General features: G+C 64.5%; 24 protein-coding genes. 19 read left to right on the plus strand and 5 right to left on the minus strand.

All coding sequences use genetic code 11. The features are described 5' to 3' along the window. Window positions 1–31 precede the first annotated feature (31 nt). From rbfA to ACE3TY_RS15230, 9 genes are all read left to right on the plus strand, one after another. On the plus strand, window positions 32–448 hold the full coding sequence (gene rbfA, locus ACE3TY_RS15190; protein WP_374654423.1) for a 30S ribosome-binding factor RbfA: 417 nt from the start codon (window positions 32–34) through the stop codon (window positions 446–448). Further along, window positions 445–1,371, plus strand: coding sequence for a tRNA pseudouridine(55) synthase TruB (gene truB, locus ACE3TY_RS15195; protein ID WP_374654425.1), 927 nt, complete (start codon window positions 445–447; stop codon window positions 1,369–1,371). The genes rbfA and truB overlap by 4 nt, the downstream gene beginning before the upstream one ends. Before the next feature lie 20 nt (window positions 1,372–1,391). Beyond that, window positions 1,392–1,661 (plus strand): 30S ribosomal protein S15, encoded by a 270-nt coding sequence (rpsO, locus tag ACE3TY_RS15200; protein WP_374654427.1) that lies wholly within the window; start codon window positions 1,392–1,394, stop codon window positions 1,659–1,661. Window positions 1,662–1,914: 253 nt separating this feature from the next. Continuing rightward, window positions 1,915–4,086, plus strand: a complete 2,172-nt coding sequence (gene pnp / locus ACE3TY_RS15205; protein ID WP_374654660.1) for a polyribonucleotide nucleotidyltransferase — start codon at window positions 1,915–1,917, stop codon at window positions 4,084–4,086. 60 nt (window positions 4,087–4,146) lie between these two features. Then, entirely contained in the window at window positions 4,147–4,896 is a 750-nt protein-coding gene (ugpQ, locus tag ACE3TY_RS15210; RefSeq protein WP_374654429.1) for a glycerophosphodiester phosphodiesterase, read from the plus strand. A gap of 26 nt (window positions 4,897–4,922) precedes the next feature. Further along, window positions 4,923–6,350 carry an NAD(P)H-dependent flavin oxidoreductase gene (locus ACE3TY_RS15215; protein WP_374654662.1) on the plus strand — a complete coding sequence of 476 codons (1,428 nt, stop codon included), beginning with the start codon at window positions 4,923–4,925 and terminating at the stop codon, window positions 6,348–6,350. Between the two features lie 136 nt (window positions 6,351–6,486). Then, window positions 6,487–7,404 (plus strand): DMT family transporter, encoded by a 918-nt coding sequence (locus ACE3TY_RS15220; protein ID WP_374654431.1) that lies wholly within the window; start codon window positions 6,487–6,489, stop codon window positions 7,402–7,404. A gap of 16 nt (window positions 7,405–7,420) precedes the next feature. Continuing rightward, window positions 7,421–7,990, plus strand: a complete 570-nt coding sequence (locus tag ACE3TY_RS15225; protein WP_374654433.1) for a hypothetical protein — start codon at window positions 7,421–7,423, stop codon at window positions 7,988–7,990. 159 nt (window positions 7,991–8,149) lie between these two features. Next, on the plus strand, window positions 8,150–9,091 hold the full coding sequence (locus tag ACE3TY_RS15230; RefSeq protein WP_374654435.1) for a tetratricopeptide repeat protein: 942 nt from the start codon (window positions 8,150–8,152) through the stop codon (window positions 9,089–9,091). A 165-nt stretch (window positions 9,092–9,256) separates the two neighbouring features. Here the strand turns inward: ACE3TY_RS15230 and ACE3TY_RS15235 are convergent, their stop codons facing one another. Further along, entirely contained in the window at window positions 9,257–9,955 is a 699-nt protein-coding gene (locus ACE3TY_RS15235) for a queuosine precursor transporter (protein ID WP_374654437.1), read from the minus strand. A gap of 134 nt (window positions 9,956–10,089) precedes the next feature. Between ACE3TY_RS15235 and queA the strand changes: the two genes are divergently transcribed. From queA to ACE3TY_RS15260, 5 genes are all read left to right on the plus strand, one after another. Beyond that, window positions 10,090–11,151 (plus strand): tRNA preQ1(34) S-adenosylmethionine ribosyltransferase-isomerase QueA, encoded by a 1,062-nt coding sequence (queA, locus tag ACE3TY_RS15240; protein WP_374654439.1) that lies wholly within the window; start codon window positions 10,090–10,092, stop codon window positions 11,149–11,151. Further along, the gene (gene tgt / locus ACE3TY_RS15245) at window positions 11,148–12,269 is read left to right on the plus strand and encodes a tRNA guanosine(34) transglycosylase Tgt (protein ID WP_374654441.1); all 1,122 of its coding nucleotides are present in this window, start codon (window positions 11,148–11,150) and stop codon (window positions 12,267–12,269) included. The genes queA and tgt overlap by 4 nt, the downstream gene beginning before the upstream one ends. Window positions 12,270–12,280: 11 nt before the next feature. Next, window positions 12,281–12,748, plus strand: a complete 468-nt coding sequence (gene queF, locus ACE3TY_RS15250; protein ID WP_374654443.1) for a preQ(1) synthase — start codon at window positions 12,281–12,283, stop codon at window positions 12,746–12,748. A 170-nt stretch (window positions 12,749–12,918) separates the two neighbouring features. After that, window positions 12,919–14,055, plus strand: coding sequence for a tRNA epoxyqueuosine(34) reductase QueG (gene queG / locus ACE3TY_RS15255; protein ID WP_374654445.1), 1,137 nt, complete (start codon window positions 12,919–12,921; stop codon window positions 14,053–14,055). 180 nt (window positions 14,056–14,235) lie between these two features. Next, window positions 14,236–15,483 (plus strand): class I SAM-dependent methyltransferase, encoded by a 1,248-nt coding sequence (locus tag ACE3TY_RS15260; protein ID WP_374654447.1) that lies wholly within the window; start codon window positions 14,236–14,238, stop codon window positions 15,481–15,483. A gap of 10 nt (window positions 15,484–15,493) precedes the next feature. Here ACE3TY_RS15260 and ACE3TY_RS15265 read toward each other — a convergent pair whose 3' ends face one another. The 3 genes from ACE3TY_RS15265 to ACE3TY_RS15275 form a co-directional block, all read right to left on the minus strand. After that, complete coding sequence (locus tag ACE3TY_RS15265; protein ID WP_374654449.1) at window positions 15,494–16,795, minus strand: ATP-binding protein; 1,302 nt, start codon at window positions 16,793–16,795, stop codon at window positions 15,494–15,496. Between the two features lie 260 nt (window positions 16,796–17,055). Next, entirely contained in the window at window positions 17,056–18,411 is a 1,356-nt protein-coding gene (locus ACE3TY_RS15270; RefSeq protein WP_374654451.1) for an ATP-binding protein, read from the minus strand. Next, window positions 18,408–19,151 carry a response regulator gene (locus ACE3TY_RS15275; RefSeq protein WP_374654453.1) on the minus strand — a complete coding sequence of 248 codons (744 nt, stop codon included), beginning with the start codon at window positions 19,149–19,151 and terminating at the stop codon, window positions 18,408–18,410. The genes ACE3TY_RS15270 and ACE3TY_RS15275 overlap by 4 nt, the downstream gene beginning before the upstream one ends. A 195-nt stretch (window positions 19,152–19,346) precedes the next feature. Between ACE3TY_RS15275 and ACE3TY_RS15280 the strand changes: the two genes are divergently transcribed. Beyond that, window positions 19,347–20,879: a DegQ family serine endoprotease gene (locus ACE3TY_RS15280; RefSeq protein WP_374654455.1), complete on the plus strand. Its 1,533-nt coding sequence runs from the start codon at window positions 19,347–19,349 to the stop codon at window positions 20,877–20,879. A gap of 237 nt (window positions 20,880–21,116) precedes the next feature. On the opposite strand, the gene ACE3TY_RS15285 is transcribed toward ACE3TY_RS15280, so the two are convergent. Then, window positions 21,117–21,989, minus strand: a complete 873-nt coding sequence (locus ACE3TY_RS15285; protein ID WP_374654457.1) for a branched-chain amino acid aminotransferase — start codon at window positions 21,987–21,989, stop codon at window positions 21,117–21,119. A gap of 99 nt (window positions 21,990–22,088) precedes the next feature. On the opposite strand from ACE3TY_RS15285, the gene ACE3TY_RS15290 reads away from it, so the two are divergent. From ACE3TY_RS15290 to ACE3TY_RS15305, 4 genes are all read left to right on the plus strand, one after another. After that, complete coding sequence (locus ACE3TY_RS15290) at window positions 22,089–22,637, plus strand: MarR family winged helix-turn-helix transcriptional regulator (protein WP_374654459.1); 549 nt, start codon at window positions 22,089–22,091, stop codon at window positions 22,635–22,637. Window positions 22,638–22,640: 3 nt separating this feature from the next. Beyond that, on the plus strand, window positions 22,641–23,384 hold the full coding sequence (locus ACE3TY_RS15295; protein WP_374654461.1) for a response regulator: 744 nt from the start codon (window positions 22,641–22,643) through the stop codon (window positions 23,382–23,384). Window positions 23,385–23,390: 6 nt separating this feature from the next. After that, entirely contained in the window at window positions 23,391–24,746 is a 1,356-nt protein-coding gene (locus ACE3TY_RS15300; RefSeq protein ID WP_374654463.1) for an ATP-binding protein, read from the plus strand. A 127-nt stretch (window positions 24,747–24,873) separates the two neighbouring features. After that, window positions 24,874–25,608, plus strand: a complete 735-nt coding sequence (locus ACE3TY_RS15305) for a hypothetical protein (RefSeq protein WP_374654465.1) — start codon at window positions 24,874–24,876, stop codon at window positions 25,606–25,608. Window positions 25,609–25,616: the final 8 nt, after the last annotated feature.

Consider the following 25,616-nt stretch of genomic DNA (forward strand, 5'->3'; position numbering starts at 1 on the left):
TGACAGTTTTTGTTAGCGAAATACCCAACACATGCCACGCAAGAAAACCATCACACCCAAGGCCGGCCAGCGGCAATTGCGCATCGCCGAGGAAATCAGGCATGCGCTTTCCGGGATCATTGCCGATAACAGCCTTTCGGACCCCGATCTCGCGGGCCGCATGATCACGGTGACGGTGGTGAAGATCAGCCCGGATTTGAGGAACGCCACCATCTTCATCGCCCCCTTCGGCGGCGGCGATGCGGAGGCGATCGTGCGGGCGCTCAACCGCGCCGCCGGCTATTTCCGCGGCGAGGTCGCGCGGGAGGTCGACATGCGCGTCAGCCCGCAGCTCCGCTTCAAGATCGACGACAGTTTCGAGGAAGCGAGCCGCATCGAGGCCCTGCTGCACGACCCCGTGGTGCGGGCGGATCTTGCCAAGAAGCCGGATTCCGATTCCGACAAATGAGCCGCAGGAAGAAAGGCCAGAAGGTCGATGGCTGGCTCATCCTCGACAAGCCGCTGGAGATGACTTCGACGCAGGCGGTCAATGTCGTGCGGCGCCTGTTCGATGCGCAGAAGGCCGGGCATGGCGGGACACTCGATCCGCTGGCGACCGGCATCCTGCCGATTGCGCTGGGCGAGGCCACCAAGACGGTCCCTTACGTCATGGACGGCACCAAGACCTATCGCTTCACCCTGAAATTCGGCGAGGCAAGGACCACCGACGATGCGGAAGGCGAGGTCATCGCCACTTCGGACAAGCGCCCGACCAGGGCCGAGATCGAGGCAGCGCTCCCGGCCTTCATCGGCCTCATCGACCAGGTGCCGCCCCAGTTTTCGGCGATCAAGGTGGCGGGCGAGCGGGCCTATGATCTGGCGCGGGAGGGCGAAACGGTCGAGCTGGCGCCGCGGCAGATCCGCATTTTCGACTTCCGGCTGGTCGCCCAGCCCAGCGCCGATGAGGCCGTTTTCGAGGTCAGATCGGGGAAGGGCGCCTATATGCGGAGCTTGGGACGGGATCTCGCTCAACATCTTGGGTCGGTCGGGCATATTTCCGCCCTGAGGCGACTATCTGTTGGGGGGTTCACGGAGAAACAAGCGATTTCGCTGGACGCTCTTAAGTCCTTGGGGCATATTCCGGCCGCTTTTGAGCATTTGTTGCCGATAGAGACCGCGCTGGACGACATCCCGGCTCTGGCCTTATCGGCCACCGAGGCGATACGCCTTCGGTCCGGGCAACCGGTTGGATTACTCCACCGCCAAGACCGAGATCGATTTCGGGACTTCGTTCCCGGCGGCATGGTTTGCGCCATGTCCGAAGGCAGGCTCGTAGCCCTCACGCGTTATGAGGCAGGCGAGCTCGTCCCGGTGCGCGTCATCAACCATTAGGACCATAAAGGAGAAGGTCGATGTCGATCACTGCCGAACGTAAGCAGGAAGTTCTGAAGGAATTCGCCAAGGCGGCCAACGACACCGGTTCGCCCGAAGTGCAGATCGCGCTCCTCACCGAGCGGATCAAGAATCTGACCGAGCATCTGCAGACCCATGACAAGGATTTCCATTCGCGTCGCGGTCTGCTGGTCATGGTGGGGCAGCGCCGCCGCCTGCTCGATTATTTGAAGAAGACCAGCAACCAGCGCTACCAGGAAATCCTGGGCAAGCTGGGCCTGCGCCGCTAAACCCAACGGGGATCCCGCCCAGGGCAGACGCCATGGGCGGGATTGTCGTATCCGGGGGATTGCGGTTTTCCAACACGATCCCCTTTTCACAACGGCCGGCGCGGTTCATCGACCATCGCGCCTCAAGCCGCAACGCGCCGGGCCGACGCAAGCAACGCCATGATTTCCACGCGTTGCTTTCGCGGGTCCGGCATCCCATCGGTCGTAAGATGAGTGGCCGTCGCGCAAGACGCGCGGGGGCCCTGAAAGGACCATTGATATGTTCAAGATCTATCGCAAGGAACTGATGTGGGGCGGCCGCAAGCTGACCCTCGAGACCGGCCGCATCGCGCGCCAGGCTGACGGCGCCGTGCTCGCGACCTACGGCGAAACCGTCGTGCTCTGCACCGCCGTCGGCGCCAAGGCGCCGAAGCCCGGTGTCGATTTCTTTCCCTTGACCGTCAACTACCAGGAAAAGGCGTTCGCCGCCGGCAAGATCCCGGGCGGCTTCTTCAAGCGCGAAGGCCGGCCGACCGAAAAGGAAGTGCTGACCAGCCGCCTCATTGACCGCCCGATCCGCCCGCTGTTCCACGAGACCTATCGCAACGAGACCCAGGTCGTCTGCACGACCCTCTCCCACGATCTCGAGAACGATCCCGACATCGTCGCCCTCATCGGCGCCTCGGCGGCACTCACCATTTCCGGCATCCCCTTCCTGGGGCCGATCGGCGCGGCGCGCGTCGGCTATATCGATGGCGAATATGTCATCAACCCGAAGCGGTCTGACCTCCATAATTCCAAGCTCGACCTCGTGGTCGCCGGCACCGCCGAAGGCGTGCTGATGGTGGAATCGGAAGCGCAGGAACTCAGCGAAGAGGTGATGCTGGGTGCCGTCAATTTCGGCCATAAGGAATTCCAGCAAGTCATCAACGCGATCATCGAGCTCGCGGAACAGTGCGCCAAGGATCCGCGCGAGCTGACCCCGCCGGATGCGGCCGCCGCCGAGATCTACGATGCCTTGAAGGCCCAGTTCTCGGAGAAGCTGGCGCTGGCCTATCGCGAGACCGCCAAGCAGGCGCGCACCGACAAGGTCGCCGCCGTGAAGGACGAAGCCAAGAAGACCCTGGGCACCGACGACAAGAAGATCGAACTGGTCGGCAAGCAGTTCAAGGAGCTGGAAAAGGACATCGTTCGCGGCAACATCCTGAAGACGGGCCTCAGGATCGACGGCCGCGACACCAAGACGGTCCGTCCGATCACGGCGGAAGTTGGCGTCCTGCCGCGCGCTCATGGTTCGGCGCTGTTCACCCGTGGCGAAACCCAGGCGCTGGTCGTGACCACGCTGGGCACCGGCGATGACGAACAGATCATCGACGCGCTGGAAGGCGAATTCCGCGAAACCTTCATGCTGCATTACAACTTCCCGCCTTATTCGACCGGCGAAGCCGGCCGCATGGGATCGCCGGGCCGCCGCGAAATTGGCCATGGCAAGCTCGCCTGGCGCGCCGTTCACCCGCTGCTGCCGGGCAAGGAAGCCTTCCCCTACACGATCCGCATCGTTTCCGAGATCACGGAATCGAACGGCTCCTCCTCGATGGCGACCGTCTGCGGCTCGTCGCTCGCGATGATGGATGCGGGCGTGCCGCTGGCGCGGCCGATCGCCGGCATCGCCATGGGTCTCATCAAGGAAAAGGACGGCTATGCCGTTCTCTCCGACATCCTGGGCGATGAAGATCATCTGGGCGACATGGACTTCAAGGTGGCCGGTACAGATCAGGGCATCACCGCCCTGCAGATGGACATCAAGATCACGTCCATCACGTCCGAGATCATGAAGATCGCGCTCGGCCAGGCCAAGGACGGGCGTCTCCACATCCTGGGCGAAATGGCCAAGGGCCTGACCGGCGCCCGCGAAGGCGTCAACCAGAACGCCCCGCGCATCACCGTGATCCAGATCCCGAAGGAAAAGATCCGCGAAGTCATCGGCACCGGCGGCAAGGTCATCCGCGAAATCTGCGAAGTGACCGGCGCCAAGGTCGATATCGAGGACGATGGCACCATCAAGGTCGCGGCGGTCGACGCCAAGGCGGGCGAAGCCGCCATCAACTGGATCCGCGGCATCGTCGCCGAGCCCGAAGTCGGCGTCATCTATGACGGCAAGGTCGTCAAGCTGATGGATTTCGGCGCCTTCGTGAACTTCCTCGGCTCCAAGGACGGCCTGGTCCATATCAGCGAACTGGCGCCGCAGCGCGTCAAGCAGACCTCGGACGTGGTCGAAGTCGGCCAGGCCGTGAAGGTCAAGGTGCTGGGCATGGACGATCGCGGCAAGGTGAAGCTCTCGATGCGCGTCGTCGATCAGAAGACCGGCGCCGACATCTCGGAAGAGATCGCCAAGGCCGATGCCGAGCGCCGCGCACAGCGCAACGCCGAGCGCGCCGAATCGTAAGGACGTGGAGATGGCGGCTCCGGCCGCCATCTCCCGCCTTCTTTCCGCGAGGCCCAGCCGATGCCAATCAGACCTCTGTCCCTGCCACGGGTGATCGGCCATCGCGGTGCCGCCGAGGCGGCGCCGGAGAACACGCTGGCAAGCTTCCGCGAAGCCAAGCGCCAGGGTGCCCATTGGGTCGAGTTCGACGCCAAGCTCTCGGCCGACAACCGCGCCTTCCTGCTGCACGACGACAATCTCGACCGCACCAGCAACACGACCGGTCCAGCGCGCGCGCGCCTCTATGACGAGATTCGCGGGCTCGATGCCGGCAGCTGGAAGAACCCGGCTTTCGCCGGCGAAAAGATGCCGCTGCTGGCCGAGGCGCTCTCGCTCTTTGCGCAGGAAGACCTGCGGTTCAACCTGGAACTGAAGCCCTGTCCCGGCCGGGCGCGGGAAACCGCCAAGATCATCCTCGACGAACTCGCGCATCTGTGGCCGGCGGCCAGGCCAAAGCCGCTCGTCTCCAGTTTCGTCCTCGAATGCCTGGAGATCGCGCGCGACCAGGCGCCGGAGCTGCCGCGCGGCCTGCTGCTGGAGGATCATCCGGCAAACTGGCTGGACCTGGCGCAAAACCTCAAGACCGACACGGTCAATATCTGGGACGGCGCCGCGACGCCCGAATGGGTGGCGGAGATCAAGGCGGAAGGTTTCGGACTTCTCGTCTATACTGTTAACGACGCATCGCGCGCCAAGCAGCTGATCGACTGGGGCGTCGACGGGGTTTTCACCGACGCGCCGGCGCGCATCTTGGCGGCCGTCGGTCAATAACTATATAAATCGGCATGTCGCCGCCAATGCAGCGGCGGCTATGGGAGGGTTGGGTGAGGTCACTGAAACCGTTGATCATTTCCGGACGCGAAGTCCTGCCGCTCATCGAAGGCGGCAAGGGCATCTCCGTCTCGAACGGGCAGTCTTCCGGCGCCTGGGCGCTGGCCGGCGGTGTCGGCACCTTTTCCGGCGTCAACGCCGATTCCTATGACGAGAACGGCAAGCCCATCCCGCAGGTCTATCGCGGCAAGACCCGCCGCGAACGGCATGAAGAGCTGCTCGACTATGCGATCAAGGGCGGCATCGCCCAGGCCAGGATCGCGCATGACTGCATGGGCAATAACGGCCGCCTGCACATCAACGTGCTGTGGGAGATGGGCGGCGCCGAGCGCGTGCTGCATGGCGTGCTCGAAGGGGCCAAGGGTCTCATCCACGGCGTCACCTGCGGCGCCGGCATGCCCTACCGCATTGCCGAGATCTGCGCGCAGTACAACATCTATTACTATCCGATCGTCTCCTCGGCCCGCGCCTTCCGCGCTTTGTGGAAGCGCGCCTATCACAAGTTCAGCCATCTCCTGGGCGGCGTCGTCTACGAAGATCCGTGGCTGGCCGGCGGCCACAATGGCCTTTCCAACAGCGAGGATCCGACCAAGCCGCAGGCCCCGTTCGAGCGTGTCCGCGACCTGCGCAACACCCTGCGCGACGAATGCGGCTTGCCCGAGACGCCGCTCATCATGGCCGGCGGCGTGTGGAATTTGCGCGAATGGGAAGACTGGATCGGCAATCCGGAGCTGGGTCCCGTCGCCTTCCAGTTCGGCACGCGCCCGCTCCTTACCCAGGAAAGCCCGATTTCGGACGCCTGGAAGAAGCGCCTGGTGAGCCTGAAGAAGGGCGACGTCTTCTTGAACCGCTTCAGCCCCACCGGCTTCTATTCGTCGGCCGTCAACAACGCCTTCATCCAGGAGCTGCGCGACCGGTCGGACCGGCAGATCGCCTTCTCGCAGCACAAGATCGGCGAGCATGAATGGCCGCTGGCCGTCGGCGCCCGCGGGCGCCAGGTCTTCGTCACCGCGGCCGACAAGCTTCGGGCCGAGGAATGGGTGCGCCAGGGTTTCACCGAATCGCTCCGCACGCCGGAATCGACGCTGATCTTCGTCACGCGCGACAAGGCGAACGAAATCCTCAAGGACCAGATCGATTGCATGGGCTGTCTCTCGGCCTGCAATTTCTCGAACTGGGCGCAGAACGAGGAAGGCACCACCGGCCACAAGGCCGACCCCAGGAGCTTTTGCATCCAGAAGACGCTCCAGGAAATCAGCCATTCCGACAAGATCGAAGACCAGCTGATGTTCGCCGGCCACAATGCCTACCGCTTCCGCGACGATCCCTTCTATGCGAACGGCTTCGTCCCCACCGTGAAGCAGCTGGTCGAACGGCTTGTGACGGGGGATTGAGACAAGAACCCCTCACCCCGACCCTCTCCCCGCTGTCGCGGGGCGAGGGGCTTCTTCCTCCAGCGATGCAATTCGCGCAAGGGCCGCGGCTGAAATCGCGGAGCGCGTCCCGCGGCCGGCAGGCTAGTCTCAGCCCATGACGCGAACTTCTCCTCTCCCCCGCTGGCAGGCACTGGTCCTCATTGCGACCCTCTCCCTCATCTGGGGTTATAACTGGGTGATGATGAAGGTGGCGGTGACCTATGCGCCGCCTTTCGCCTTTGCCGCCATAAGGTTCCTGGGCGGTGCCATTGTGCTGATGGCGACGCTGAAGTTGATGGGCCGTTCCTTGCGCTTTCGCGAAATGAAGAGCCGCTGGCGCATCATCACGCTCATCGGCCTGCTGCAGACGGCGCTCTGTTTCGGCCTGGTGACCTGGGCGCTTTCGACGGGTGCCGCCGGGCGCAGCGCGGTCCTCAATTACACGATGCCGCTCTGGGTTCTTGTCTTCTCGGTCCTGCTGCTGAAGGAGCGCGTGCCCGGTGTGCAATGGGGGGCGGCCGCCCTGGCGCTTTCCGGCATCGTGCTCATCTCCGTCGATGGCGGCCGGTCGGGATCCCTCCTGGCGGTGCTGCTGGCGCTGGGCGCGGGGTTGACCTGGGGTCTCGGCGTCGTCGTGACCAAGCGCGCCACGCGTTCGGCGCCGATGGACCCGCTGGCGCTGCCGGCCTGGCAGATGCTGGCCGGGGCGATCATGCTGTGTGTCGTGGCGCTCATCGTGCCGGAGGCGCCGATCGACTGGTCGCCGGCTTTCGTCACGGCGCTCCTCTACAATATCGGGCCGGCGACACCCTTGGCCTATGTCATCTGGTTCACGCTGCTCAACAGGCTGGATGCAGGCCTTGCCTCGCTCGGCATCCTGCTGACGCCGCTCCTTGGCTTGCTGCTCTCGACCCTACAATTGGGTGAGCGGCCGGGGCTTGCCGAAGGGGTGGGGATGGGGCTTATCCTGGTGGCGATAGCCGGATTGGGGTGGGCGAGCGGCCGGCAGGCAAGAAAGATTCGCTCCGCCTGAAAGAAGGAGCCCCCGCGTGAAAAGAGCGAAACTGGGCGGTGTGCATGCGGGCGCGGCATTTCTGCTAGCCCTCGCTTTCGTGCCGCGCGCGCAGGCCGAGGAGCCCCGGGCGATCGCGGCGCTGGAACGCGACGCCATGGCCAGCTTCGTTGCCGGGCAATATGGTCCGGCCGACGAGAATATCCGGGCGGCCATCGCCCTTGCCGACAATGACAGCTTCAACCGCCTGGCCCTGCTGCAGGGCCTCATCGCCGCGCGCATGGGCAGCGACGGACGCAGCCTGATGGGGGCCGCCATCGCCGCCCATGAAAGCAATGCCTGGCCGCGGCCCGTGATCGCCTATCTGCTGGGCGAGCGGAAACTGCAGCAGGTGGCTGACGAGATCCGCCGCTCCGGCAACCCCTTCGATATCAAGCGCCAGCAGATCTGCGAACTCAGCTTCTATGCCGGCGCTTTCGCGGTGAGCGACGGCGAGGCGCGCTTCGGCAGGCAGCTGCTGGAAAAGGCCGGCGGCGCCTGCGACCGGAACAGCCCGCTCCTGCCCATGGCCGCGGCCGAACTTGCCGCCCTTTCCGCCCAGCCCTAGCACCATCGGTCCCGCGATCCTTTTTCGGGTTTAGTGAAATTCATGCTTTACAACTAATGAGCACGAAGGCAATGTACGGAACATTAAGGCAACATAAGGAGCCGGGCGATGGCGCGGGCGGCGGCAAACAATAATGGGGAAGCGGGGACGAGCTGCGGTTTGAGCAAGGCCAGCCCGGACCAGCGGCGTTTCATTGCCGCCATCATGACGGTGTCGGCGGCGGATGACATGCTGGAGGAGGGGGACAGGGCGGGTGCCATCACCGCCTACCGGAAAGCCATCGACGTGTGCCCGCCATGTGACGAAAGGGGCAGTTTCCAGGTTCTTCTCGGGACCATTCTATTCGAGGAGGGAGATGTCGATGCGGCGGCCGAGGCGTTCCATGCGGCCGCCGAGAATGGCTGCTCCTATCCGGAGGAGGCGCTGCGCCGCCTCAGCTTCGCCCGTGCCGCCAAGGGGGATTATGCGGCGGCCATCGCGGCCATGACGGGCGCCCTTGCCGCCGGCGAGGATGCGGCCTTCGCAGCGCAGGCGCTGATGAGTTTCGACTTGGCGCTGGGCGGCGTGAGTGTCGCCATGCAGCGGGCGGAGCTCGACCTGACCGGAAGCAATGCCGAGTATCATTGCCGCTACGCCCTGCTGCGGGCCGAGCTGCATCGGCTGGATGGCAACCGGGCGGCCGCCCTGGCCAGCCTCGATCTGGCCGCCACTTTGGCGCGGGACGATGGGCTGACCGCGGAGCTGGCCTTGTGGCTGGCCGTGCTCGACCGGTATTTCGGCCGCACGCAGCCGCGCCCCGATATCGGGGCGGCCTTCGCGGCGGAAACGGAATCATGGCCGGCGATCGCCTGGAACATCCTGCAGGGTGCGGGCGGGCGCGCGGACCTTGAGACGGCGCTTGGGAAACTGCCCTGGACGCAGCGCGCGGAAAACCTCGCCATCTTCGATCGCCTGCAAGGCCTGCTGGCGGAAAGGGAAGGGGATTACGACCGGGCCCGCGATGCCTTCCGCCGCGCGCAAGCCGAGCCGCATACGCGCTGGTGCGCGGACTATCACCTGGCGGGCGAGGCACTGCGGAAGCTCAAGATCGAAGAAGCGTGATCTGGTCTCGGAAAGAGGCCCCACCGGAGGTCGAGGCGGCGTTGCGCTACTGCGCGCGCCGCCGCCTTCGCCGCATCCGTGTGGCACTTGCTTGCATCGTGTCCTTGCTGCGTTTCAACGTTACGCAGGATTGCTCGCCTTGCTCCGTCATCCCCGGAGCCGAACTCACTCCCTGACCGCGAACGGGCTGAAATGGGTGTGGGTGTCGTAAACGTCGATCCCCTCGGCACGCTTGAGCGTGTTCACGACGAGATAGGTGAGCGGCGTTGCCAGGGCTTCGTAGCTGACCTTGAACAGCCACTGGCTCAGCATGACCGAGAGCAGCATGTCGCTCGGCCAGATGCCGTAGAAGGCGATGCCGAGGAATATGACGGTGTCGAAGCCCTGGCCCAGCACCGTCGAGCCGATGGTGCGCATCCAGAGATGCCTGCCCGCCATCCAGACCTTCATCTTGGCGAGCACCACCGAGTTCACGAACTCGCCCACCAGATAGGCGCAGAAGGAGGCGGCGAGGATGCGCGGCTGATTGCCGAGGATCGCCTCATAGGCGCCCTGGTCGTGCCAGTCGGGATGTGCCGGCAGATGCAGCCCCAGCTGGATCGCCACCATGGCGAAGAAGTTGCAGCCGAAGCCGATCCAGATCACGCGGCGCGCGCGCTTGAAGCCATAAACCTCGGTCAGCACGTCGCCCAGGATATAGGAGATCGGAAAGATGAGGTCGGCGGCCTGCAGCGGGTAGCCGAACAGCTCGATGGCCTTGTTGGCGATCACGTTGGAAATCAGCAGGTTGGTGACGAACAGCGCCACCACCATCACGAACAGGGTGGAGTGGCGGGCCGTCTCGGTCTGGGGGCCGGTTGGCATGGCGTTATCTCGGGCAAGGGCTGGATTCGGCGGGGTTATAGACCCGGGGGGCGGGGAGTGCAAACGGCGGATTCGCCTGTCATCCCCGCTTTCGCGGGAATGACAATTTTGCAAGAGGCGGCTAAAACCCGCCCATGACCAAGACCTCGCGCCCATTAACCCTCTCGGATTTCGACTTCGATCTTCCCCCTGACCGGATCGCCCTCCATCCCGTGGAGCCGCGCGATGCGGCGCGGTTGCTTCATGTCCGCGCCGAGGGGTTTTCGGACAGGATCGTGCGCGATCTGCCGGAAATCCTGCGCGAAGGGGATGTCCTGGTCTCGAACGACACCAAGGTGATTCCGGCCCAGCTCGAAGGCCGCCGCAGGGATGCCAGGATCGAAATCACCTTGCTGACCCGGGAAGCCGGGACGGACCGGGTCGAATGGTGGGCTTTCGCCCGCCCGGGCAAGAAACTGAAGATCGGCGATCGGATCGATTTCGCGGGCGATTTCGCCGCCACCGTCCTCGCCAAGGCCGAGGATGGGCAGATCCGGCTGGGGTTCGCGGGCGATGAGGCCCGCTTCCGGACGGCACTCGCGGCGCATGGCTGGATGCCGCTGCCGCCCTATATCCGCAAATCCCGCGCCGTCCTGCGGCGCGACGATGCCGACTACCAGACCGTCTTCGCCGCCCGCGAGGGTGCCGTGGCGGCACCCACCGCCGGCCTCCACTTCACGCCCGAACTGCTGGCAGCGCTCAAGGCCAAGGGTATCGAGCAGCGGCGCGTGACGCTCCATGTCGGTGCCGGCACCTTCCTGCCGGTCAAGGTCGACGATATCGCGCGGCACAGGATGCATGCCGAATATGGCGAGATCGATACCGCGACGGCCGAAGCCATCAACCGCGCCCGGCAAGAGGGACGGCGCATCGTCGCGGTGGGAACGACCTCATTGCGCCTTCTTGAGAGTGCAGCAAAGGATGGGCGGGTTTTGCCCTTTGCGGATTCCACCGATATCTTCATCACACCCGGTTTCAGATTCCAGATCGCCGATTTGCTCATGACCAATTTTCATCTGCCGAAATCGACCCTGTTCATGCTCGTTTCGGCCTTCGCCGGCGTGACGCGGATGCGTGCCGCCTATGCGCACGCCATCGCCAAGGGCTATCGCTTCTTCTCCTATGGCGATGCCTCGCTGCTGGAGCGTGCGCCGTGAGCGGCCGGTTCGATCTTCTCGCCACCGACGGCAAGGCGCGGCGCGGGCGCATCCATACGGCCCATGGCGTGGTCAACACCCCGGCCTTCATGCCCGTGGGGACCGCCGGCACGGTGAAGGCCATGCTGCCGGAATCGGTGAAGGCCACGGGTGCCGAGATCGTGCTCGGCAACACCTATCACCTGATGCTGCGGCCTGGCGCCGAGCGGGTAGCCTCGTTCGGCGGCCTCCACAAATTCATGAACTGGCCGGGGCCGATCCTGACCGACAGCGGCGGCTTCCAGGCGATGAGCCTTTCCGAGCTCCGCAAGATCAGCGAGCAGGGCGTCGAGTTCCGCTCGCATATCGACGGGTCGAAGCACATGCTGACTCCCGAGCGTTCGATCGAGATTCAGGACCTGCTCGATTCCAACATCACCATGGTGCTGGATGAATGCACCGCCTTTCCGGCGACGCCCGAGGCGGCCGCCGCCTCCATGCGCCGCTCGATGCGCTGGGCCGAGCGCTGCCGCAAGGCCTTCCGCGACCGCGACGGCTACCTGCTGTTCGGCATCGTGCAGGGCGGCATCTATCCGCACTTGCGCGAGGAATCGGCCAGGGCCTTGACGGCCATCGGTTTCGACGGCTACGCCATCGGGGGGCTTGCCATCGGCGAGGGCCAGCAGCAGATGTTCGGGGTGCTCGACTACACGCCGGACTTCCTGCCCGCCGACAGGCCCCGCTACCTGATGGGTGTCGGGCGCCCCAGCGATCTGGTGGGGGCGGTTGCGCGCGGCATCGACATGTTCGATTGCGTGATGCCGACACGCTCTGGCCGCACGGGACTTGCCCATACGCGCTATGGCGACATCAACATGCGCAATGCGCGCCATGCCACGGACGACCGGCCCATCGATCCCAAATGCAGCTGCCCCGCCTGCGCGTCCTATGTGCGCGGCTATATCCACCATCTGATGAAGACCAAGGAGATTCTGGGCGCCATGCTGCTGACCTGGCACAATCTCCATTATTACCAGGAACTGATGCGGGGCATGCGCCAGGCCATCGAGCAGGGCGGCCTTGCCGATTTCGTCGCCGATTTCCATCGCCAGCAGGAACTGGGCGATCTTCCCGCCTGAAGGAGGCTTTCATGCCGAAGAAACCAGCCTATAGCGGCCTCACGCAGCTCGGCGCCAAGGCCGAGACGGCGGCGACGCCCGAAGCGGCGGTGCTGGAGCGCGTGCCCAATCCGCATCCAGGCACGGCCTATGTGGCGCGCTATACGGCGCCGGAATTCACCTGCCTCTGCCCGGTGACGGGCCAGCCGGATTTCGCGCATCTCGTCATCGATTATGTGCCGGACAAGTGGCTCATCGAATCGAAATCGCTGAAGCTCTATCTTACCTCGTTCCGCAATCATGGCGGCTTCCACGAAGGCACCACGATCGACATCGCCAAGCGCTTCATCGCGGTGGCGAAGCCGAAATGGCTGCGGATCGGCGGCTATTGGTATCCGCGCGGCGGCATCCCGATCGACGTCTTCTTCGAACATGGGCGCCGGCCGAAGGATTTGTTCCTGCCCGATCAGGGCGTGCCTACCTATCGCGGCCGCGGCTGAGTCCGCTTTTCTTCCTTATCATGCCGCGCGGAAGCGGGCCGCCTGATGAATGGTTCCCCGCTTGCGCGGGGATGACACGTTTCTTGCTTCTTGTCATGGCCCGCGAAAGCGGGTCATCCATGGATCGGGAGGGAGGGGGCCAACATGGGTGACAGAATGCAAGCAGGCCTATGACCGTTGTCCACGACTCAGCCGCGATCAAGACCGCCATCCGCGCGAAGGCGCTGGCCGCCGGTTTCGACGCCGTCGGCTTCGCGGCCGCGACACTCGCTGCCGAAACGCGCCGGCATCTCCAGGAATTCCTCGCCGCCGGCCGCCATGGCGACATGGGCTGGATGGTGGAGAAAGCCGATCGCCGGGGCGATCCGCGAACATTATGGCCGGATGCCAGGAGCGTGGTGGTTCTGGGCATGAATTACGCACCCGATGCCGACCCGCTGACCATCCTGGAACAGCGCGACCGCGCCGCCATCTCCGTCTATGCGCGCCACCGCGACTATCATGACCTGGTGAAGAAACGGCTCAAGGAAGTCGGACGCTGGATCGCGGAAACCTGCAAGGTCGATATCAAGGTCTTCGTCGATACGGCACCGGTCATGGAAAAACCCTTGGCGGCGCAGGGCGGCATCGGCTGGCAGGGGAAACATACCAATCTCGTCTCGCGCAGCTTCGGTTCCTGGCTGTTCCTGGGCGAAATCTACCTGGCGCTCGATCTGCCGCCGGATGCGGCGGAGATCGACCGTTGCGGCCAGTGCCGCCGCTGTCTCGACATTTGTCCGACGGCGGCCTTTCCGGCGCCCTATCAGCTCGATGCGCGGCGCTGCATTTCCTATCTCACCATCGAGCACGCAGGTCCCATCCCGCGCGAGCTGCGCGCGCCGATGGGCAATCGCATCTATGGCTGCGACGATTGCCTCAGCGTCTGCCCGTGGAACAAGTTCGCGCGGGCGACGAGCCACGCGCCGCTGATGGCGCGCGCCGACCTCACCGCGCCACGCCTCGCCGATCTCGCGCGCCTCGACGATGCCGCCTTCCGCGCGCTCTTCTCGGGATCGCCGGTCAAGCGGATCGGCCGCAACCGTTTCGTCCGCAACATCCTCATCGCCATCGGCAATAGCGGCCAAAGGGAACTGTTGCCGGCCGTCGAAGTTCTGATGTCCGATCCATCTCCGGTCGTGCGGGGCATGGCGGTCTGGGCCCTCTCGCGGCTGGATCCGGCTGCCTGGCACGCGCTGCGGGCCACGGGCGTTTCGCATGAAGAAGACCCGGATGTGCGGGCCGAGTGGCAGTCACCCGACAGTTTTTAGAGTTTCCATTCTATAGGCCATCTCATTGTTGCAGCGCAGTAATTAGATGGCAGCTTTGTTCCAGCAGCAGGGCTCGCGCCAGTTAGGACGATTGACGCGGGAAAGATTCCTTACCTATCCTTAACCAAGATGACAGTGCCGGTCTCGGGATGGGTGCCGGCATGGAGAAGGGGGTGGGCGATGTTTGCCAGACTCTTGCGTGCCAGTATCCACATCGGACATATCGCGCTCATCGATCATCGCGGTCGTCGCCAGGATTTCGGCGGCGGCGCGCCGTCCGTCACGCTGCGCCTCAACGATCCGGCGCTGAAGTGGAAACTCGGCCTCAACCCCTGGCTCAAGGTGGGCGAGGCCTATATGGACGGGACCCTCACGATCGAGGATGGGTCGCTCTACGATTTCATCGATATCGCGATGAAGAACACGCAAGGGCTGCTGGGCGTGAAGTCGCAACGGATCCTCAGCCTGGTCAACCGCATGCTGCGCTGGTGGCATCAGCACAATCCGGTCGGTGCCGCGCAGCAGCATGTGGCGCATCACTACGATCTCAGCCGCAAGCTGTTCGAACTCTTCCTCGACGACAGCATGCAATATTCCTGCGCCTACTTCACCAGCGCCACGGCGACGCTGGCGGAGGCACAGCAGGCCAAGATGCGCCATATCGCCTCGAAGCTGCTCCTGAAGCCCGGCCAGCGCGTGCTCGATATCGGCTGCGGCTGGGGCGGGCTCGGCATCTATCTCGCCAAGACGGCGGGCGTGAAGGTCACGGGCGTCACTCTTTCCAGGGAACAGCATGAAATCGCCTGCGCGCGGGTGAAGGCCGCCGGGCTCGAGGGCGAGGTCGACTTCAAGCTGCAGGACTATCGCCTGGAGCCGGGCCGCTTCGAGCGCATCGTCTCGGTCGGCATGTTCGAACATGTGGGCCTCAAGCATTTCCCGGAATTCTTTGCGAAGGTCGAAGAACTGCTGGTGCCGGGCGGTGTCGCCCTGCTGCACGCGATCGGCCGGCGCGACGGTCCCGGCCATACAAATCCGTGGTTGAGGAAGTATATCTTCCCAGGCGGCTATTCGCCGGCACTTTCCGAAGTGCTGCCGGTGGTCGAACGGACCGGTCTCTGGGTCACCGACATCGAAATCCTGCGCCTGCATTACGCCGAGACCCTGAAGGGTTGGCGCGAGAATTTCGATCGCAACCGCGCTGCAATCCGCGCCCTCTATGACGAACGCTTCTGCCGCATGTGGGAATTCTACCTGATCGGTTCCGAACTGTCGTTCCGCTACGATTACAACATGGTGTTCCAGATGCAGCTTGGCCGCGGCATCGACGCCGTGCCGATCACGCGCGACTATATGTTCGACTGGGAGCGGGCCGACGCCGCGCGACCCAGGGCGCAGATCGTCTGGGACAACGGCCGGGCGGCAGAGTAGGGCAGCCGGTTCAGCCCGGCCCGTGCTGGCCCGCGCGCAGGACAGCCGCTTCCGGCAGGCCGATGGTGATGCGCGTTCCCCTGCCGACCTCGCTCGCCACTTCAAGCGAGCCGTTATGACCCTGGATGAGCTTGCGGCTGATATAGAGCCCTAGGCCGCTGCCGCCATATTTGCGGCTATAGGCTGCCTCGCCCGAGCGGAAAGGCTGGCCGAGATCGTGCATGATCTCGGGCGGGATTCCGGGGCCGGTATCCGTGACGACGATGCGCAGGCCCGGCGCCGCGCCCTCCACCGCGATCTCGATCCGGCCGGTGGCGGGCGTGAATTTCGCGGCATTGCCGACGATGTTGAGGATCACCTGGCGGAAGCTGCGCGTGTCGACCAGGATATCCGGGCAATCCGGCCCCGTCTCGATGCCGATCGGCGCCGCGTCGGGAAAGGCATGGCGCACCAGGTCGACCTGTTCGGCCAGATTGGTCGGCAGATTGAAGCGCTGCCGGTTGAATTTCGCCGTGCCGGATTCGATGCGCCCGACATCGAGCAGGCCGTTGATGAGATCGAGCAGCTGGCTGCCGCTGCGATGGATGTCGCGCGCATATTCGCGGGTCTTTTCAGGGTCCAGCAGAATCCGGTCGATGGCTTCCGAAAAGCCGAGAATGGCGTTCAGGGGCGTGCGCAGTTCATGGCTCATATTGGCGAGGAACTCGGACTTCGCCCGGCTCGCCGCCTCGGCGCGTTCCTTTTCCTCGATCAGGGCTTCATCGAGCAGTTTGCGCTGGATGGCGATCGCCGTCGAAGCGGCCAGGCGCCAGGCGATGTCGAACTCGCGCTGGCTGGGACGATAGACAAAGCGGTGATAGGTGGCAAAGGTGCCGAGCACCGCGCCGCCTTTCGATTTCAGCGGAATCGACCAGCAGGCGCGCAGATCATGGGTGGCGGCGAGCTGCTTGAAATCGGCCCAGAGCGGATCGTTCGCGATATCCTCGACCACCACCATCTCGCCGCGATAGGCCGCCGTGCCGCAGGAACCGACAGCCGGGCCGATGGCGACACCGTCGATGGCGGATGCATAGGCGCCGGGCAGATGGGGCGCCGCGCCGTGCACGAGGTGCTTACCGTCCGGCGACAGCAGCAGGACCGAACAGAGTGCCTTGTTGAGCACGCTTTCCAATGCGCGGCAGGCAAGATCCAGGATTTCCGGCAGCGGAACGTCCTCGACGATCGCACGCAGAATCTGCTGTTCGGCGTCCTTGAGCGCTTCTTCCTGTTTGCGCTCCGCCATCAGCTCAATCAGCTCGGTACTCGACGCCATTCTTCTGCCGCCCCATTGCGCGTCCGGCTCGGCGATCCCATTGCAAACGGAGTCGTGCCGACCGGTCGATTCTTAATTTTTGACGGTTCTGATCTTGTGACAGCTTCGACGCTGCAACCATGTAATTGGCAAAAAGCCGGCTGCCGTCTCGCTATTCTCTGGTTGCAGAACTCACTAAAGCATGCGGCAGCAATCAACAAGAGCGGTGAATGGTGAAAAAAAAGTAAAATATGCGGCGGCGCTGTTAATGAATCGCGGACTCACACTGGCAGCAACACATGCGCCGTCAGACCCGCAATCGTCCCGTCCGACCCTATACGATTGTGCAACTCAACCTCGCCGCCTTGCGCGCGGATCGCCGAACGCGCGATGGCCAGACCCAGGCCGGTCCCGCCCAGATCGCGGTTGCGCGATGCTTCCAGACGGTAGAAGGGGCGGAAGACGCGCTCCATTTCGTCAGGCGGGATACCGGGACCGCGATCGTCGATGCGAAGCTCGAAACAGGGATGGCCCTCCCGGTCCTTGCCCCGGCTGAGGCTGACAATGGCCTCGCCGCCATATTTGACGGCATTGTCGACGAGATTGGCGATGGCGCGCTTGAGGGCCAGGGCCTGCGCCCTGGTTTCCCAAGGTCCGGTCCCGGCGATGCAGAGACGCATCCGCGGTTGATGCTCGCCGGCCTCCTTGACCAGGGCGCGCAGATCGATCGCCTGCGGGGGTTCGGGATTCCCCTCCTCGCGCGCGAAGGCGAGGGTGGAGCCGATCATCGCCTCCATTTCGTCGAGATCCTTCAGCAGCTTCTGGCGCGTTTCCTCGTCGTCCATCAGTTCGGCGCGCAGGCGCAGCCGCGTGATGGGGGTTTTCAGGTCGTGCGAGATGGCCGCGATCATCAGCAGCCGGTCTTCGATCAGGCGGCCGATCCGCGCCTGCATCTTGTTGAAGGCGCTGGCGGCGCGGCGTACTTCGCCGATTCCCGTTTCCGGCAATTGCTGCGTGGTGCCGGCACGTCCCAGCGCCTCGGCCGCGCGCGTGAGCCGGTCGAGCGGCCGCATCAGCCGCAACAGAGCATAGAGGCAGAGGCCGAGCACGGCGACGACCGAGCCGACCGTAAGCCCCAGCAATTGCGGCGATGCCCAAGGAAGGCTCGCCACCATCGGGAACTGGAAATTGAGCCAGGTTCCGTCGATCAGGCCGATGGCGACACGAATGGGCACGATATCGGCCGCGCGTTCGCTTTCGCTGGGCTGGCCGCTGCCGACCCGGATTTCCTGCCAGCCGACACCTTTGAGGCGATCGGCGATGGCGCCGGCAAGCGGTGCCAGTTCGCGCGGTGCCGCCGAGGTGGCGACGAGCGGCTGGCCGGATACGCGGGCATCGAGCGACGGGCCGCTCATCGCATCGGCCACGCCCCGGCGCAAGGCCGGTGCCGTATGATCGAGGAAGGCGACAAGGGCCGCTATGCGTTCGGCCGCGCGCTGGTCTTCGAGGTGCAGCAGCACCTCGTTGCGGTTGAGATTGTGCAGCAGCATGGTAACGGCCTGGCTTGCCAGCACGCCTGTCACCAGGATCAGCAGCAGCCAGGCCAGAATACTGTCCGGGAAAAAGCGGCGGTTCATGCCAGGCCGGTTTCCCGCGTCACCTTGACCGCGAACATGTAGCCACCGCCGCGCACGGTGGTGACGAAGCGCGGCTGCCCCGGGTCGCTTTCGATCTTGCGCCGCAAGCGGCCGATCTGAACGTCGATGCTGCGGTCGAAGGGCTGGGCCGAGCGGCCCTTGGTGAGGTCCAGCAACTGATCGCGCGAGAGCACGCGCTGCGGCCGTTCGGCCAGCGCCACCAGCAGGTCGAACTCGCCGGTCGACAATTCGACCTCGCCGGCCGGACCGGCGACCCGGCGTGCCGAAAGATCGATGCGCCAATCCTCGAACATCAGCATCTGCACCGGCTCATTGGCGTGGGCTGCCTCATGCCCGCCCCGGCGTAGCACGGCGCGGATGCGCGCCAGCAACTCGCGCGGGCTGAAGGGCTTGGGCAGATAATCGTCGGCTCCCATTTCCAGGCCGACGATGCGGTCCGTTTCTTCGCCGGCGGCGGTCAGCATGATGACGGGTAAGCGCGACAACGCCGTGTTGCGGTCGGCACGGAGCTGCGCGCAAAGCTGCAGCCCGGTTTCGCCGGGCATCATGACGTCGAGTACGATGAGATCGATCCTGGCATCGGCCAGCTGCCGGCGCATGTCGCGGCCGTCCGCGGCCTGGCTGCAGCGGAAACCGTGCTTTTCCAGGAAACGCGAGAGCAGGTCGCGGATTTCGCGGTCGTCGTCGACGATCAGGATATGGGCTGCTTTTTCGCTCATGGCGCCAGTGTTATCCGGCGCTCGGGGCCGGCGCCAGCCAATTTGGTAACGTTTTGTAACAAGGCAAGCCCCGGACGCAATCCGTTGCCAAATAGCATGTCGGCCGACATGGCGCTGTGACAGGGCAGGAACAATATCGCCTTCAACGCGGCCCGAAATGCGCCGCCCGAAATGCGCCCGAGAACGGAGAGAAAAATGACCCGATCGCTGCTTGAACAGGCACCTCATGCTCCTGAAAGAAGCCGCTCCCGGCTGTTCGCGACCGTCGGCCGCGCGGCCCTCTTCATGGGGGCGCTTGCCGTCATTCCGCCCGCCATCGGCCTTGCCCATGTCGCCGAGGCGCAGGCGGACCAGGCGGCCGGCGATGCCCGGCCGGCGAGCTTTGCCGATCTGGCCGCCAAGGTGACGCCGGCCGTGGTGAACATTTCTTCCTCGCGCAAGATCGCCGAGGCGGACCAGCCTGAGATGCCGCAATTCCCCAAGGGGTCGCCCTTCGAGGATTTCTTCCGCCAGTTCGAGGAGCAGCAGGGCGGCCGCCACAAGCAGATGCGCAAGGCGATGTCGCTGGGCTCCGGCTTCGTCATCGATCCCACCGGCTATATCGTCACCAACAACCATGTGATCGAGGAATCGACCGACATCAATGTGACGCTGGCCGACGGCACCGAATATCCGGCCAAGCTCATCGGCACGGATCCGAAGACCGACCTCGCCTTGCTCAAGGTCGAACCGAAGAAGCCCTTGCCCGCCGTTCCCTGGGGCGATTCGGACAAGGCCCGGGTGGGCGATTGGGTGTTGGCCGTCGGCAATCCATTCGGGCTCGGCGGATCGGTCACCACCGGTATCGTCTCGGCCAGGAGCCGCGACATTCATGAAGGGCCGTTCGACGATTTCCTGCAGATCGACGCCGCCATCAACCAGGGCAATTCCGGCGGGCCGACCTTCGACATGAGCGGCCATGTGGTTGGCATCAATACGGCGATCTTCTCGCCTTCCGGCGGGTCGGTCGGCATCGGCTTCGCCATCCCCAGCAACCTTGCCAAGACCGTCGTGGCTGAACTGCGGGAGAAAGGCTCGATCGACCGCGGCTGGCTGGGGGTCGAGATTCAGCAGGTGACACCGGATCTTGCCAAGGGCATCGGCCTCGACGAGCCCAAGGGCGCGCTCATCGCCAATATCGACCCAAGCTCGCCGGCGGCCAAGGCCGATCTCAAGCCCGGCGACGTGGTGCTGGCCTTCAACGGCGCCAAGGTCCTGGAAATGCGCGACCTGCCGCGCCTGGTGGCGGCCGCCGATCCGGGCTCGAAGGCCAGTATCGACATTCTGCGCGACGGGCATGAGAAGGAAGTTTCCGTCGAAATCGGCAAGCTGAAACCCGAACAGGTCGCCGCCAACGATAATGGCGAGGAATCCGGCACCGGTGCCCAAAGCGCCGCGCTGGGCGCGCGCCTGGCGACACTGACGCCGGAAGCACGCCAGGCCTTCGGCATCGGCGACGACACGCAGGGCGTCGTTATCGTCGATCTCGATGACGATTCGCCGCTGATCGATCAGGGACTGAAGCCTGGCGACGTGATCGAGCGTGTCGGCAATCGGGATGTTTCGGACCCAGCCGAGATAGCACGCCTCGCCGAGGCGGCGCAGAAAAGCGACAAGCCGGTCCTGGTCATGCTGGTCAACCGCGACGGGCGCGATCACTTCATCGCCGTCAACTTGAAGCAAGCTTGATGTTCCAAGGATAAAGGCCGGGCGCCGTCACCGCCCCTGCCCGGCAGGAACCACCTTCCTGCAGCGGCGCCCGGTCAGGCCGACGTTGGTATCCCCATCCCCCACCGACGTCGGCCGCCCCACTTCCACCTCAGACTGTCCCCGGGGTGCCGTTCGCGGCACCCCGTTTTTTGTCCGGAAAGAAAAAGCGCGGGAGTTTGGCTCCCGCGCTCATTGTCCGTCCGGTCGGTGTCAAGTTCAGGCGCCGACTTCCTTCAGATAGTCTTCGCGCATCTGCCGGGTGATCGGGCCCGGCGTGAACTTGTAATCGCCGACCTGGCCCACGGGCGTCACCTCGGCTGCCGAGCCCACCAGGAAGACCTCGTCGGTCTTGGCCAGTTCCTCCGGCTGGATGGCGCGCTCGACCACCTTGATCTGGCGGCGCTGGGCGAGCTCGATCACCGTCTGGCGGGTGAGGCCGTTGAGGAAGCAATCGGGCTTGGGCGTGTGCAGTTCGCCATTCTGCACCAGGAACACGTTGGCGCCCGTCGCCTCGGCGAGGAGGCCGCGATAGTCCAGCATCATCGCGTCCTGGAAGCCGTCACGCTCCGCCTCATGCTTGGAGATCGTGCAGATCTGGTAGAGGCCGGATGCCTTGGCGGCGGTCGGCGCCGTGTCCGGGGCCGGACGCTTGTACCTGGCCCATTTCAGCCGGATGCCGTTGGCCAGCAGCTCGGGCGAGAAATAAGAGGGCCATTCCCAGGCGGCGATGGCGAGGTGGATCTTATTATGCTGGGCCGAGACCCCCATCATTTCGCTGCCGCGCCAGGCGATGGCGCGCACATAGCAGTTCTTGAAACCGGTCCGGCGCACCAGCTCGGTCTTGGCCGCCTCGATCGCATCGACCGAGAAGGGGATCGCATAGCCGACGATTTCGGCCGATTTATGCAGGCGCTCGGTATGGGCGCGGGATTTGAATACCTTGCCGTTATAGGAGCGTTCGCCTTCGAACACGGCTGAGGCATAATGGAGCGCATGGGTGAGGACGTGGAGCTTCGCTTCCCGCCAGGGAATGAAATTGCCGTCCATCCAGATTTCGCCGTCACGGTCGTCGAAAGGCACTAAACTCATGAATTCCTCCACGGGGCTTCACATCGGGTTATAAAGGAACCCGGAATGACGCTGTTTTAAAATATTCGATTAGATAAGTCAACATGGCTGACATAAAAAATGCCCGATTTGAAATCAACGCCTAACCCCTTGTTCCTGCGAGACGATGAGCTCCGGCAGGGAATCGAGCTGTTGTTTTTCGGCTATCGCGACTTTACGGCGCGCGCCGACCAGACGTTGGCCGCCTATAATTTCGGCCGGGCACACCACCGTGTCATCTATTTCGTCGGGCGCAATCCGGGGATGACGGTCTCGGACCTTCTCGACATATTGAAGATCACCAAGCAGAGCCTCTCCAGGGTGCTCTCGCAGTTGGTGCGCGAAGGGTTCATCGTCCAGCGCCCCGGCACCACGGACCGCCGCCAACGTCTGCTCAGCCTCACCGACAAGGGCGCCGAGCTGGAACGGCGCCTCACAGAAGACCAGCGCGCACTCGTCGCCCGGGCCTACAAGGCTGCCGGTGCCGAGGCGGTCGAAGGTTTCAAGAAGGTGCTGCTCGGCCTCATCAACGAAGAAGATCGCGGCCGGTTCCGTATGCAGAATCCGGCCGGGCCGGGATCGATTCCGGGCACCGCGCCGACCGGAACAGGCAATACCGGGTCGCGCTAGCCCATGGCCGTACTTGCCCATATCCTGGTCGTCGATGACGATAAGAGGCTGCGCGATCTCATCGCGCGCTACTTAAGCGAACAGGGTTTCCGCGTGACGGTGGCGACCGACGCCGCCGAGGCGCGTGCCAAGCTCAAGAGCATCGCCTTCGATCTCATCGTGCTCGATATCATGATGCCGGGCGAAAGCGGGCTCGATCTCACCAGATCGCTGCGCAGCGACAGTTCGGTGCCGATCCTGCTGCTGACCGCGATGAGCGAAGTGCAGGACCGTATTGCGGGCCTTGAAGTGGGCGCCGACGACTATCTGGCCAAACCCTTCGAGCCCAAGGAGCTGGTGCTGCGCATCAATGCCATCCTGAAGCGTGCCCAGCCGCGCGCGGCCATGCCGGCCGCCACCGCGGGCACCATCAAGTTCGGTGCCTTCGCTTTCGAGCTGGAACGCCGGCGCCTCTATAAGGCTGGCGATATCGTGCACCTCACCGAGGGCGAGAGCGACCTGCTGCTCGTCCTTGCCCGGCGGGCCGGTCAGCCGGTCAGCCGCGACGAACTGGCAACGCGCGCCGGTCCGGCCGAAGGCGAGGATGCGCCGCTGGAGAATGGCGAGGGCAATGTGATCGAGGTCGGCGCCTCGCGCCTCATCGACGTGCAGATGACGCGCCTTCGCCGCAAGATCGAGGACGATCCGCGCTTTCCGCGCTATCTGCAGACGGTGCGCGGCATCGGCTATGTGCTGCGGCCGGATTGAGGCGCCATGACCGCGCCCCTGCAGGGATGGCTGGTCGGGATCGAGCGCATGCTGCCGCGCTCGCTGCTCGGCCGCTCGATCCTCATCATCGTGACGCCCATCGTGCTGCTGCAGGTGATTTCCGCCTGGGTCTTCTACGACAGCCATTGGAACACGGTCACGAAGCGCCTGGCGCAATCGGTCGCCGGCGAGATCGGCGCGGTGACGAGATTGATGCCGCGTGCCGGCAGTGCGCCGTCGGACAATGAAGTCGCCGTCAATACATTGTTCGAAACGGCGCATGACGATATGGGCCTCAGTCTCGAATTCAAGCCGGGCGAGATACTGCCTAACGACCCAACCATCATGCGCCAGAATCTGGTCGACCGGCAGCTGGCCAAGGCGCTCGAGGACCGGGTCGAACGGCCCTTCATCATCGACAGCCGGAGTCTCGAGAAATATATCGAGATCCATGTCCAGCTGGCGGACGGCGTGTTGCATGTCGTCGTCCTGCGCCGGCGCCTGTTCAGTTCGACGACCTATGTCTTCCTGCTGTGGATGGTCGGCACCTCGCTGGCGCTCCTTGCCGTAGCTACCTTGTTCATGCGCAATCAGGTGAAGCCGATCAAGCGCCTGGCGCAGGCGGCCGACGATTTCGGCAAGGGCCGCGAGGTCGCGGATTTTCGCGCCGAGGGCGCTACCGAAGTGGCGCTGGCCGGCCAGGCCTTCAACCAGATGCGCAACCGCATCCGCCGCCAGATCGTGCAGCGCACCGAGATGCTGGCCGGCGTCAGCCATGACCTGAGGACGCCGCTGACACGCATGAAGCTGCAGCTGGCCATGATGGGCAACGATCCGGAGACGGCCGATCTCAAGAAGGATGTGGCCGACATGGAACGCATGATCGGCGCCTATCTGGCATTCGCCCGCGGCGAGGGCATGGAGCAGCCGGCCCCGACGGATCTGGCCGAAGTGGTGGCCGATGTCGCTGCCGACGCGCGGCGCCAGGGTGCGCTGATCGACCTCGACGTGCCGGCGCGGAAAGTCGTGGTGCCGCTGCGCCGCGATGCCTTCCGCCGCGCGCTCGGCAATGTCATCGGCAATGCGCATCGCTATGCCGGCGCCATCGGGGTCACCATGGCGCTCAAGCCCCGCCATGTCGAAGTGATGGTCGACGATGACGGGCCCGGCATCCCGCCGGATTCGCGCGAGGATGTGTTCAAGCCCTTCTTCCGTCTGGAACAGTCGCGCAATCAGGAAACGGGGGGTACGGGCCTCGGCCTCACCATCGCCCGCGACATCGTCCGCAGCCATGGCGGCGACCTCGTTCTTTCCGAAGCGCCCGGCGGGGGCCTCCGCGCCGTCCTGCGCCTGCCGCTCTAGGATCGGCTTAGCGAAAAGTTAGGGTTCCGTGAGCCGGAAATTAGCATGCCTCAAGGGCGGACGGGCGCCATGCTCGGGGCACGTCACGGCCGCGACCGGCCGGATCCCCTGCCAGAGGAAATGCTCCATGAACACCCGCTCAGCCAATGCCCGCCAGCCCGCAAGCGCCACCTGCATGCCCGCCAACGATGCACAGGCGGCGCCGCAGCGGCACGAAATATACCAACTCGTCCATAAGGGATTGCGCGCGGCGATGAGCGACGCGCTCACCCGCCTCGGCCGCGTCGATCTCGCCAGCGCCGAGAATATCGGCGATGTGCTGGCGGCCGTCGACGATCTGCTGCAGCTTTGCGCCGAGCATCTCGACCATGAAAATGCCTTCCTGCACAGCGCGATGGAAAAAGCCGCCCCCGGCTCGTCGAAGCGCTGCGCCGACGATCACGCGCATCATGTGAAGACGATCGGCGACCTGAAAACGCGTCTCGACGAAGCGCGGACGGCCGGTGCGCTGGGCCGCGAACGGGCGCTCAAGGTCCTCTACCGCCTGCTGGCCGTGTTCGTTGCGGAGAATCTGGCGCATATGGAAATCGAAGAGAGTGCCAACACCGACATCCTCCATCGGCATTATAGCGACGCCGATCTGCTGGCGATCGAGCACCGGATCCATGCCCACATCAAGCCGGAGCGCATGATGACCTGGCTGCGCTGGATCCTGCCCAACGTCAATCGCCAGCAGCGCGCGATGATGATGCGCGGCATGCAGGCTGCGATGCCGCCGGAACTCTTCGCCGACGTGCTCGACACGGTGAAACCCCATCTCAATGAAAGCGAGCGCGTGGCGCTGGCCGCGGACCTCGCCTGACCGCGTGC

Origin of the sequence: Dongia sp., from assembly GCF_041918875.1 — a bacterium.
Lineage (GTDB): Bacteria > Pseudomonadota > Alphaproteobacteria > Dongiales > Dongiaceae > Dongia.